Here is an 11493-nt window from a genome sequence, read left to right on the forward strand (position 1 = left end):
TCCGCAGGTAGCGGCGAGGTCTTGTGGTTCAGAGCGCGAGCGGGGGGCCGCGTGAGCCCAGGCCGCAGGGATGCCAGCGTGCCCAAGGCGGCGGTGTGCGTCGTGTCGGGACCTGCCGTGGTCGCGCCGACGGGGCGAACGCGAACACCACGCACAGCACCAGCGCGACCAGCGAGTTGAGCAACGGGCAATAGGCGCAGTCCTGCATCGGCAGGTCGCCCCCGGGCTGGGGCTTGGGCAGCACAGGGTCGAGCGGATTGGCGTCGCCCGCGGACACCTTGACCAGCTTCAGGCCGGCCATGGTGCACATCTGCGTCCAGACCCCACCGTCGCGCGCCCCGGACGCGCCGGCCAGCAGCCGGCCGACCGTCGGCATGAGCAGGAGCAGCAGCATGGCGGCAAGCGCCAGCAGGCTCATTCGACGGTGGAAGGGGGAGTGGCGCATGGGGTCGCGCATTGTAAAGGATGCAAAAAAAGAGCGCCGATCGGGGGATCGGCGCTGAGGGTCAAAACCCGGGAGGGTTCTGGAGAGGGGTTACTTGAGGCCGTTGCTCATCGTGTTCACCAGCGTGCCCTGGGCGTCGTCACCGCTGAATTCCCAGAAGAACGCGCCGCCCAGGTTCTGCGCCTTCACGTAGCCCATCTTCTCGGTGACCATGGCCGGCGTGTCGTAGCTCCAGAACGTGTTGCCGTCGTACTTCCAGGTGGCGCGCGCGTTGGCGTCGGTGTAGATCGTGCCGGCGCGGTCCTTGAGCACCTTGTAGTCCTCGTTGCCGGCTTCATACGTGCCCGGCGCCGCGGTGCCACTCTGGTACAGGCCGTTGTTGACGTTGGGCACGTTGGTCCAGCCGCGACCATAGAAGCCGATGCCGATGTTGAGCTTGGCGGCTGGCACGCCGCGGCCCAGGAACGCTTCGAGCGCGTCGTTGCTGTTGTAGAACTTCTGGTCGCCCGTGGATGGATCGCTGGGCGAGTCGAACAGCGCCGAGTGATGGTTGGTCTGCGGATCCCACGTGCCGTGGAAGTCGTAGGTCATCACGTTGATGTAATCCAGGTACTGCGAGTACGCCGCCGGATCGGTGACGCGGACCTTGTCGACACCGGCGCCGGCGGCGATGGTCAGCAGCAGCCCCGGACGCACCGCATCGAGCTGGCGGCGGAACTCGGCCAGCAGCGCGGTGAAGTTGGCGTTGTCGGCAGGCGTGCCGCAGCTCAGACCACAGGCGACGGGGTATTCCCAGTCGATGTCGATGCCGTCGAACACGCCGGCCGCCGCACCCGGGCCGCCGGCGCTGTCGGTCACCGGCAGGTTGCCCTTGATGTAGGCATCCACGCAGGAGGCGACGAAGGCCTGGCGGTTGGCCGCGCTGGCGGCGCTGGAGAAGTTGCGCGAGTACGTCCAGCCGCCGAGCGAGATCAGCACCTTCAGGTTCGGGTACTTGGCCTTGAGCTGCTTGAGCTGGTTCCAGCTGCCACGCAGCGGCTGGTCCCACGTATCGGCGGTACCGCTGACGCTCTCGCCCGCGCCGAACGACTTGGTGTAATCGGCGAACGCATCGCCGCCTACGCCGGTGTTCGGATCGGAGGCCTGGGTGACGCCGACTTCGCAACGGTTGTTGCGGACGTTGCCGAAGGCGTAGTTGATGTGGGTGATCTTTGCCGCCGAACCGCTGGTGTCGATGTTCCTGACGCGGTAGTTGCGGCCGTAGATGCCCCATTGCGCGAAGTAGCCGATGACGCGCTTGTTGCCGCCGCCACCCCCGGCGAGCGTGGTCGCGTTGACCGCGGCGCTCTGTGCCGATGCATTCGCAGGACTGGCGTTGTCGCGCGCACGCACGGTGAACGAGTACGTGGTGTTCGCCGCCAGGCCGCTGCTGGTGTAGCTGGTGGTGGTCGGCGAGGCGATCAGGCTGCCGTTGCGGTAGACGTCGTAGCCGGCCACGCCAGTGCCGCCGGTGTTGTCGGTGGAGGCGTTCCAGCTCAGGCCGATGCTGCTCGACGACAGCGCGCTGGCGGCCAGGCCGGTCGGCACGCCCGGTGGCGTGGTGTCGACGGGTGGCGTGCCGGTCACGGTGATCGTGTTGGTGGCCGAGGTGGCGATGGCGCCCAGGTTGTCGGTGGCGACGGCCTTGAACGCGTGCGTGCCGGCGGTGGCGTTGGACCAGGTCACCGCGTACGGCGCGCTGGTATCGACGCCGAGCGACACGGTGCCACGGAAGAACTCCACCTTGCTGACGCTGCCGTCGCTGTCGCCCGCATTGGCGGTGACCGCGATGCTGCTGCCGGCGCTGTAGCTGGCGCCGTTGGCGGGTGCGGTGAGGCTGACGGTCGGCGGCTGGTTGCTGCCACCGGCATCGCAGGTGCCCAGGTCGGTGTACCAGCCGCAGGTCGGACAGTGGGTCGGCGGCGCATTCCAGATCTGGATGTTGGCCTGGTAGAGGTGGTTCTGGTAGACGAGTTTGTCGCCCGGGTTGTAGATGGTGGATGCAGTCCAGGCCGGAATCGCCGCGCAGGACGCGGCCTGGGCCGCGGGCGTGGCAACGAGTGCGAGCAGGCCTGACAGCAATGCAACCGCGGGTAATGCAGTGACGGGCAACGCCTTGACGGGCAACGCCTTGACGAAGCGAGCGACTTCCTTGGATGCGTATTTCACGAGCTTCCCTCCCTACGTGATGGACCACCACACATGCCGACCCGCCCGGGCCGGCTCCTTTTCGGAGAAGGTCGACGGCCCGTCATTGGCCGTGCATCTGTTGACAACGTTGTCAGCTCGGGTCAGGTCGAAATGTGCGTTTCAGCACATTTCGCATCCGAGGCAGGGGGCGAAGCGACGAACGGACGGAGCTGTCACGTCCTGGAGTGCAGGTTTGTCACAGAGTTAACAAATGTCTTGCGGACAAGCGACCGGTGGCCGGGGACGCGACCCCCGGACAATTGCCCACCCGGCCGGTTACTTGCGCAGCTTCGCCACCGTCGCCGCATCGACTGCGGACTGCCCGCCATGCCGCTGCCGCAACCAGCTGGCAAGCGCCGCCACCTGCGCATCGTCGAGGTCGCCGGCAAAGCCCGGCATGTCCTGCATCCGGGCCAGACCCGGGAAGTCGTGTTCGGGCAGGCCGTCGAGAATGGCGACGATGAGGTTGTGCGGGTCGCTGTCGTGCACGGCGGTATTGCGCTGCAGGCTGACCGCCACGTTGGGCACGCCCTCGCCATCGCGGCCGTGGCAGCCCGAACACAGGTCGAGGTAGTGGCGCTGCCCGGGGCCGGCCACGGCGGCTACCGGCGTTACCGGCTTGGCCTGTAGTGGCGAGTCGCCGAGCAGGTACACCGTGATCGCGTGCACGTCGGCGCGGCTCAGACGGCTGGTCGACAGGCTCACCACGCGCAGCATCTCGTCCGACGCAACTGCCTGCGCACTGACGCCACCGGCGAGGTACTGCTGCAATGACGCCGCGTCCCAACCGCGTGCGGCCAGTCCTTGCGGGGTGATGTCGGGTGCGGAGAAGCGGCCCAGCTTGTTGTTGCCCGAAAGGGGATGGTCGCGGTCGACCTGCCCGAGTGTCCCGCGCGGACTGTGGCATTCGCCGCAGTGGCCCAGCGTTTCCACCAGGTAGTGCCCGCGCTTCCAGTCCGCGCTGGAGCCCTGCGAAGCGGGGCGGACCTGCGGACGCGCAAACAGCAGGTTCCAGCCGTGCACCGCGGTGCGGATGTTGGCGGGGAAGTACACGCCGTTCTTCTGGTTGGGCACGTTCACCGGCGGCTGGTTCATCACGAATGCATGGATCGCGTCGCTGTCCGCGCGCGAGATCGTGCGGTACGAGACATACGGCATCGCGGGATACAGCTGGTGGCCATCGCGCGCTTCGCCGTGGGTCAATGCATGGAAGAAATCGTCGGCGGTGTAGCGGCCGATGCCGTGCTCGCCATCGGGGGTGATGTTGGTGCCATGGATGATGCCGAACGGCGAATGCAGCGGCACGCCGCCGGCCAACGGGGCGCCGCCATCGGCGGTGTGGCAGCCGGCGCAGTCGGCAGCGTCGGCCAGGTAGCGGCCGCGCGCGATCTGCTCGGGCGTGGCCTGCACCTTCTGCACGGGCCCGCGGTTGGACCACCAGCGCGAGAGCCAGCCGATCAGCAACACGGCCACGAAGACCAGCAGCAGCCAGGCCACAATGCGCTTCCAGCCGACGCGGGTCATGGCGCACGCTCCTTGCCGCCCTTCACCAGGCCGGGCGTGGCCAGCACCAGCTCCTTCACCGCCTGGTAGTAGCGCACGTAGCCGGTGCAGCGGCACAGATGCGGATTCAGCGCTTCAGTGATCGTGTCCTCGACCTCCTCGCTGCGGATCGGCGCCTTGTGCAGTCGCTCCAGCAACACCGTGGTCGCGTTGACGAAGCCCGGCGTGCAATAGCCGCACTGGAAGCTGAAGTGATCGAGGAAGGCCTGCTGCACCGGCGACAGCTCGACGATCCGGCCGGCGTCATCGCGTTTGGCGTGGCCCTCCACGGTGCGGATGTGCTTGCCGTTGAAGTAGTGCGCGCCGGTGATGCAACTGCGCACTTCGCGCGGACCGCGCTCATCGTCGAGGATGACCGTGCAGGCGCGGCACACGCCCTGACCGCAGCCGAAGCGGGTGCCGGTGAGGCCCAGGTACTCGTGCAGCACGTCGACCAGCATCATGTCCTCCGGCACGTCGATCGGCCCGTGGGCGACGCCGTTGACCTGCAGCGACAGTGGGCGGGGCTTGGCGGGCATCGTGCTCATGCCGTCTGCTCCTGCACGCGGCCGGCCACCAGCGCGGCGCGAACCTTTTCCGCGGTTACCGGCAGCTCGCGGAAGCGCAGCCCGGTGGCATGGGCGATGGCGTTCACGATGGCCGGAACCACCGCGATCATCACCACTTCGGCCATGCCCTTGGGCGGGTCGCTGGCCGACAGCGCCGGCATCACTTCGCCGGTCTGTTTCCACACCGCGACATCGGTGGCGCGCGGCAGGGTGTAGCGGTTGAAATTCCAGGTGCCGTTGCCGGGCCCGTCCTCGTACAGCGGCAGGTACTCGTGCAAGGCGTGGCCAATGCCCATCGCAAGGCCGCCTTGCAGCTGCCCGGAGACCAGTTCGGGCACGATCGCGTTGCCGCATTCGAGAACCGAATGATGGTTGATCAGCTCGACCTGGCCGCTGGCGGTATCGACCGCAACCTCGGCAATGGTGCCGATCGCGCTGTAGTAGACGACGCCGGCGTTGTTGCGCTGGGTCGGCGGGTAATGCGCGCGGGTTCGTTCGATCATGCGATAGCCATTGGCGGTTGGCGTGCCCTTGCCGGTGCTGCCGTCGGCGCCCCAGCGCATGGCGATGGCATCCAGCGGCAGTCGAGCGTCGTCGCCATCGAGCGGGAACTCGGCTTCCGCCCATTGCCAGCGATTGAAGGTGTGGACGATCGCGCCGGTGGCCAGGCCGAGTTCGTAGGCCTTGGCGATGATCACCGGCAATGGCAACCCGGCCAGGCCGCCGGCGGTGAGTTTGCCATCGACCCAGCGCGCGTCCTCGCGGCGAATGGCCAGCGGCGCCAGCTGCCCGCCGCCGAAGCCTTCGCCCCATATGGCCCTGGCTGCCGGCCACAGGCCCTGGGTGAACAACAGGCGCGCCGCCTCCCGCGTGGCGTGGCTGAAGAAGTAGGCCGAGTTGCTGGCGCTGCTCGGGCTGCACAGGTTCGGCGTCCAGCGCGGATTGCCGACGTTGCGGTCCTGCTCGGCCTGCTGCATCAGCCACGGATCGCCAGTGGCGACCAGCGGCAGCTCCGGCCACTGCGTCTCGCCGGTGCGTATCTCGTCGGCCGGTTTGCCCAGCCACGGGATGCACAGTGCGGACTGGCTGGTGGCCATGCCGGTGCCCATGTCGATGCCGATGTGGCGCAGCAGCAGGCGGCCGTCGGGCGCGAGCGACACCTCGACGAACGCGGCCTCGGCGCCGGTGCCGAAATCCTTCTGCACGCAACCGAAGCCGGTGCCATGGCGCTTGCCCGGATGCGCGGCCTCGTACTCGCGCTTGCGCTTGTCGCGGTCGCGCCACAGCGGATGCGCGCGGCAGCGTTCCAGCACCTCGTCTGCGCGCTGCGCACCGCCGGGGATCGCACCCTGCGTGTTCTTCATGCCGGTGGTGAATACGTTGCGCTGGCGCAGTTCGATCGGATCGAGCCTGAGTTCGGCGGCGACCTCGTCGACCAGCATCTCGGTTGCGCCCATGCTCTGCAGCGTGCCGTAGCCGCGCGCGGAACCGGCGTCGAGCGCGCGCGAGGAGATCACCGTGCTGGCCAGGTCGCTCTGCGGGAAGTAGTAGATCGATTGCGCAGCCGTTGCCGCCACCAGGCATACCGACGGCGAGAAGTTCTGCCGCCCGCCGCCGTCGCCGATCATGTCGCCCTGGAAGATTCCGAACTTGCCGGTCTTGCGGTCGATGGAGATTCGATAGCGGATGCGGAAACTGTGGCGCTTCAGGCTCGACTGGAACTGCTCGTAACGGTCGTTGGCCAGCCGCACCGGCCGGCCGTCGCCGTAGAGGCCTGCCATCAGCACGTAGAACGGCATCGGCGCGTGGTCCTTGGAGCCGTAGCCGACGGTGTAGCAGGGGTGCAGCACCAGGTTCTTCACGTTCAGCGCGCTCGCCGCGAGCATGAGCGGACCGGATTCGGCGATCTCCTGGGGAGACTGCGTCGCCACGACCACGTGCAGCGTGGCGGTGGCGGCGTCGAACCAGGCGTTGCCGTTGTCGGGTTCCAGCGCGGCGGTGTCGATCGACTGCGAAAAGTACTCGCGTTGCAGCACCAGCTGATCATTGCCGGGCGAATCGAGCGCAGTCGCGATTGCGGCGGCATGGGCCGCGCCCTGTGCGTCGAGGCCGCCGTGCGGATTGGCCTGCGGCCACTGCGGCCGCTTCTTGCTGTAGGCGGTGGGGAACAGCGGTGTGTCTTTCAGGCTGGAATAGGCATCGTCGTCGAAGGCTGTCGCGCCGCCGACGCGGACGTAACGGAACGCGGCCCAGGGATCGCGTTCCAGCGGGCCGGTGACCGCGCCATGGCGGACGATGTCGTCGCGGAACTTGAGCGCGGTCTTGCCGGCGCGGAAACGGGCGAAGTCGTGCCAGATCAGCAAGGCCACCGCGTGGCCGAGGTAGGCCGGCGTCTTGCCTTCCGGCAGCAGCATGTCCTCGCCGTAGAACTGCGGGAACTGCACGCCATCGCGCTGCAGGTCGGCGGCGGTGACGATGCGGTCCGGACGCAGGGCATCGCCGAGGATCGACAGGTCGATGCCGGCATAGGCGCGGTCGGCGCGGGTCGCACGCAGCAACATCGCGTGCGCCTGCTCGCGCGGCCAGCCGGGGAGGTCGCGGCCGCGCATGTCGAAGCTGAAGATCTTCTCGCCGGTGACCTTGGCGGTAGCGTCGGTGCGGTAGCGGATCTTGCCGGTGCCCGGGTCCCAGGGAAGCGGTCGCGAGCGTTGTTGTTCGAACAGCGCCGCCAGCGCGGCACTGCCGGGCGCGGCGATGTAGACGCTGATGCCCGCGACCACGCTGCACTTGAGGAAGTCGCGACGACTGACGCGGGCTGGCATGGGCACGCTCCGGCTGGCCTGTGGTGGATGGTAACCACAGTGGCGGGAACGGCGTGTTGGCGGCGTGTGAGGGCCGCTAGCGATCCGGGGTGACGGGCTTCCTCAGCACTCGATCACGTTGACCGCCAAGCCACCGCGCGAGGTTTCCTTGTACTTGTCCTGCATGTCGCGGCCGGTGTCGCGCATGGTCTTGATGACCTTGTCCAGGCTGACCTTGTGCTTGCCGTCGCCGCGCATCGCCATGCGGCTGGCGTTGATCGCCTTGACCGCGCCCATCGCATTGCGCTCGATGCACGGGATCTGCACCAGTCCGCCGATGGGGTCGCAGGTCAGGCCGAGGTTGTGCTCCATGCCGATCTCGGCGGCGTTCTCGATCTGGCTGGAACTGCCACCGATGGCTGCGGTCAGGCCAGCGGCGGCCATCGAGCAGGCCACGCCGACTTCGCCCTGGCAGCCCACTTCCGCGCCCGAGATGCTGGCGTTTTCCTTGTAAAGGATGCCCACCGCGGCGGCGGTCAGCAGGAACGTGCGCACGCCCTGGATGTTCGCGCCCGGGCAGAAGCGGTCGTAGTAGTGCAGCACTGACGGGATGATGCCGGCGGCGCCGTTGGTCGGCGCGGTGACGACGCGGCCACCGGCGGCGTTCTCTTCGTTCACGGCCAGTGCGTACAGGTTGACCCAGTCCAGCGTCGTCAGCGGATCGCGCATCGCCGCTTCCGGGCGATGCGACAGTTCGGCGTGCAGCGTCGGCGCACGGCGTGACACGTGCAGGCCACCGGGCAGGGTGCCGTGGGCGCGGATGCCGCGGCCGACGCAGGCCTGCATCGCCTCCCAGATTTCGTCGAGGCCGGCGTCGACCTCTTCCGGGGTGCGCCAGACCTGTTCGTTGGCGTACATCATCTGGGCGATGGTCATGCCGCTTTCGCGCGCACGCATGAGCAGCTCGTCGCCGGAGCCGAAGGGGTAGGGCTGTTCGGTCTCGTCGGCGACGATGCGGTCTTCGGCGGCCTCGTCCTGGTTGACGACGAATCCGCCGCCGACGGAGTAGTAGTCGCGCGTGGCGATGACGTTGCCGTCGGCGTCGAAGGCGGTGAATCGCATGCCGTTGGTATGGAACGGCAGCTTCTGGCGCTTGTTCATGATGAGGTCGTGCTTCTCGTCGAAGCCGATCTCGTGCTGGCCGTGCAGATTGATGCGCTTGCTGTTGCGGATGCGCTCGAGCGCCGGCGGGATGATGTCCGGGTCGATGCCATTGGGCAGGTGACCTTCCAGGCCCATCAGCACTGCCTTGTCGGTGCCGTGGCCACGGCCGGTCAGCGCCAGCGAACCGAACACTTCGGCGCGGATGCGCGCCGTGCGCTGCAGGTCGCTGCCGTCGCCGTCGCCGCCCTCGACCAGCCAGCGCTGGACGAAGCGTGCAGCGGCGCGCATCGGGCCGACGGTATGGGACGAACTCGGACCGATGCCGATCTTGAACAAGTCGAAACTGCTGACGGCCACGTGGGACTACTCCGGAGGGGCGGGCGGCGCGGGGGATTGCGCGCTGGCTGGACGGTCTGGCAGCGCGCGCCTGCGGCACACGCTGGTAATCGGGCTATTCTACGCGCCCCGGCAGGGTCGCCCTGCCATACCCTGCCGCATTGCCGATGCCCGGATCCGTGAGCGATTCCATGCCCCTTTCCCCGCATGACTCAGTGCCTGCCGCCGCTCCGGCGTTGACGCTGTTCCAGCGCGACGATTGCCACCTGTGCGATCTGGCCCTGGACATCCTGGCGACGGCGCGCGCACCGGAATTCGAGAGCGTCTTCATCGACGCCGACGACGGCCTGGAACAGCGCTACGGCGTGCGCGTGCCGGTGCTGCGCGATGAAGGCCGCGGCATCGAGCTGGACTGGCCGTTCGACCTGGATCGCCTGCGGGCATTCCTGGCGGAGGCGCTGTAAGGCGTCACTTGGGTGGTGCGAACACGACCTTGGTGCTGATCGCCACTTCGTTGGGGATCAGTGCGGTGTCGGCCCAGTCGCCGCCGCCGACGCCGAAATCCAGGCGCTTGATCGTGGCCTTGCCGGTCAGCACCGGCTTGGCGCCCGGTGTCCAGGTGAAGGTGAGCGTCACCGGCTTGCTGATCCCGCGCAGGCTCAGCGAACCGTCAGCGGCGTATTGATTGCCGCCCAGGCTGCGGAATTTGGTCGCGGTGTAGCGCGCCTGCGGAAACTTGCCCGAAGCGAAGAAGTCGTTGCCCTTGAGCGCATCGTCGCGATCGGTGTTGGCCGTGCTTGCCGACGCCAGCTGGATGGTCACGTCGAGCTTGGCGGTCGCCAGCGCCTGCGGATCGAAGCTGAAGTTGGTGGCGAAGGTGGAGAAGCGACCGGTGAAGACTTCGCCTTCGTACTTGCTGGCGAAGGTGAGGCTGGAGCCTGCGGCCTGCACGTAGTCGGCGGCGAATGCAGGCGCGGCCAGCAACAGCGAAGCGGCCAGGCTGGCGGCCAGAGTAAGGCGCTTGATCGACATCAGCGGATCTCCGAAACAGGGGAGGGCGCGCGGCGCCGGCCCGGCAGCATGCGGGACAGGGTGGCGTCGTGCTGGAACAGATGGTGGTACAGCGCCGCCGCGGCATGCACGGCGACCAGGGCAATGAGCGCCCAGAACAGCCATTCGTGCCAGTCGCGCACCAGCGGCTGCAGTTGCTGGCTGGGCGCGGCGATCTTGGGCATCTTGAACAGTCCGAACCAGCGCATCGGCCGCAGGCCGCTGACCGAGTCGTAGAGCCAGCCCGACAGCGGAACGGCGAACGTCATCACGTACAGCAGGCCATGGGTGGCGGTGGCGATGCGATGCTGCCAGCCCGGTGTTCCGGCGATGGCCGCCGGCGCACCGGCGAACAGGCGCCAGACCAGCCGCAGCACCATCAGCGCCAGCACGGTGATGCCGAACGATTTGTGCAGGTCGTAGACCCAGAAATAGCGCGGCGATTTCGGCAGTTCGACCATCACCAGGCCGACCACGCCCAGGCCCAGGATCAGCAGCACGATCAGCCAGTGCAGCAACTGGCTGACGGCGCCCCAGCGGTCGGCGGTGTTCTTCAGCGTCATGGGGTCGTCGATTCCGGCGTCGTTTGCGGGGGCGTCTGCGGGGTCGTTTGCGGGTTGGCCGGGTCGGTGCCCGCAGGTTCATTGGGTTCGGTTGACGCTGGCTCCGCCCCGGGTGGCGCGTCGGCAGGCGGCGCGGTGCCGTTGTCCGGTTCGCCGGCGCCGTTGCCGTGGATGGCCTCGGCCTCGATGCGCAGTTCGACGCTGTCGCCGATCACGTTCTTCCATGCCGTCAGGCCGAACTCGGCGCGACTGAGCGTGGCCGTGGCGGAGAAACCCGCGGTGCGACGGAACGGTGGCAGTGGATGGCGCTTGACCGCATTGAGCGCCACGTCCATGCACAGCGGCTTGCTCACGCCGCGCAGGGTCAGCTCGCCGCAGACCTTGGCATGGTCGCCATCGACCGGCTCGACCGACGAGGAGACGAAGTGGGCCTGCGGATAGCGATCGCCGTTGAGCAGGTTGGTTGCCAGCACGGCCTTGTTCCACTTCGCGTCGCCCAGGTCCAGGCGCTGCAGTGGCACCTGCACGTCAAGGTGCGCGGACGTCCAGTCGTCGCGGTCGAACACCAGCGTGCCCGTGCTGCCCGATACGGTGCCCATCGCATGCGAGAAGCCGGCGTGCTCGACGGCAAACAGCACGCGGGTGTGCACCGGGTCGAATGACCAGGTTTCCGGCGGCGCAGCCAGGGCCAGGCCCGGGGCGAGCGCCAGCAACGCGAGCATCCGCCCCACGCTGACTGGTATCCGGCAGATCCGTGGCATCGGGCGTGGGCTCATGGGTGGTCGGCGTCCGGG

At 68.0% G+C, this 11493-nt stretch carries 10 protein-coding genes; 1 reads left to right on the plus strand and 9 read right to left on the minus strand.

Features of this window, described 5'->3' with window-relative positions; genetic code table 11:
• Positions 1-28: 28 nt before the first annotated feature.
• The 6 genes from AC1DER_RS12955 to AC1DER_RS12980 form a co-directional block, all read right to left on the minus strand.
• Positions 29-445 (minus strand): DUF2946 family protein, encoded by a 417-nt coding sequence (locus AC1DER_RS12955; protein ID WP_477358033.1) that lies wholly within the window; start codon positions 443-445, stop codon positions 29-31.
• 90 nt (positions 446-535) lie between these two features.
• The gene (locus AC1DER_RS12960) at positions 536-2611 is read right to left on the minus strand and encodes a glycosyl hydrolase family 18 protein (RefSeq protein WP_477243550.1); all 2076 of its coding nucleotides are present in this window, start codon (positions 2609-2611) and stop codon (positions 536-538) included.
• Positions 2612-2950: 339 nt separating this feature from the next.
• On the minus strand, positions 2951-4198 hold the full coding sequence (locus AC1DER_RS12965; protein ID WP_477243459.1) for a c-type cytochrome: 1248 nt from the start codon (positions 4196-4198) through the stop codon (positions 2951-2953).
• Complete coding sequence (locus AC1DER_RS12970) at positions 4195-4764, minus strand: (2Fe-2S)-binding protein (protein ID WP_441817199.1); 570 nt, start codon at positions 4762-4764, stop codon at positions 4195-4197. Before AC1DER_RS12970 ends, AC1DER_RS12965 begins: the two co-directional genes overlap by 4 nt.
• Positions 4761-7607 (minus strand): xanthine dehydrogenase family protein molybdopterin-binding subunit, encoded by a 2847-nt coding sequence (locus AC1DER_RS12975; RefSeq protein WP_477243456.1) that lies wholly within the window; start codon positions 7605-7607, stop codon positions 4761-4763. The genes AC1DER_RS12970 and AC1DER_RS12975 overlap by 4 nt, the downstream gene beginning before the upstream one ends.
• 102 nt (positions 7608-7709) lie before the next feature.
• Entirely contained in the window at positions 7710-9107 is a 1398-nt protein-coding gene (locus AC1DER_RS12980; RefSeq protein ID WP_441817201.1) for an L-serine ammonia-lyase, read from the minus strand.
• A gap of 194 nt (positions 9108-9301) precedes the next feature.
• On the opposite strand from AC1DER_RS12980, the gene AC1DER_RS12985 reads away from it, so the two are divergent.
• A complete protein-coding gene (locus AC1DER_RS12985) occupies positions 9302-9550 on the plus strand; it encodes a glutaredoxin family protein (protein WP_477243452.1) in 249 nt (82 codons plus the stop codon).
• Positions 9551-9554: 4 nt separating this feature from the next.
• Here the strand turns inward: AC1DER_RS12985 and AC1DER_RS12990 are convergent, their stop codons facing one another.
• From AC1DER_RS12990 to AC1DER_RS13000, 3 genes are read right to left on the minus strand one after another with little or no spacing between them, the layout of a single operon-like run.
• Entirely contained in the window at positions 9555-10118 is a 564-nt protein-coding gene (locus AC1DER_RS12990; RefSeq protein WP_441817203.1) for a YceI family protein, read from the minus strand.
• On the minus strand, positions 10118-10699 hold the full coding sequence (locus AC1DER_RS12995; RefSeq protein WP_477243450.1) for a cytochrome b: 582 nt from the start codon (positions 10697-10699) through the stop codon (positions 10118-10120). The genes AC1DER_RS12990 and AC1DER_RS12995 overlap by 1 nt, the downstream gene beginning before the upstream one ends.
• Positions 10696-11460, minus strand: a complete 765-nt coding sequence (locus AC1DER_RS13000; protein WP_477243548.1) for a YceI family protein — start codon at positions 11458-11460, stop codon at positions 10696-10698. Before AC1DER_RS13000 ends, AC1DER_RS12995 begins: the two co-directional genes overlap by 4 nt.
• Positions 11461-11493 lie beyond the last annotated feature (33 nt).

Source organism: Lysobacter sp. 05T417 (assembly GCF_056396405.1).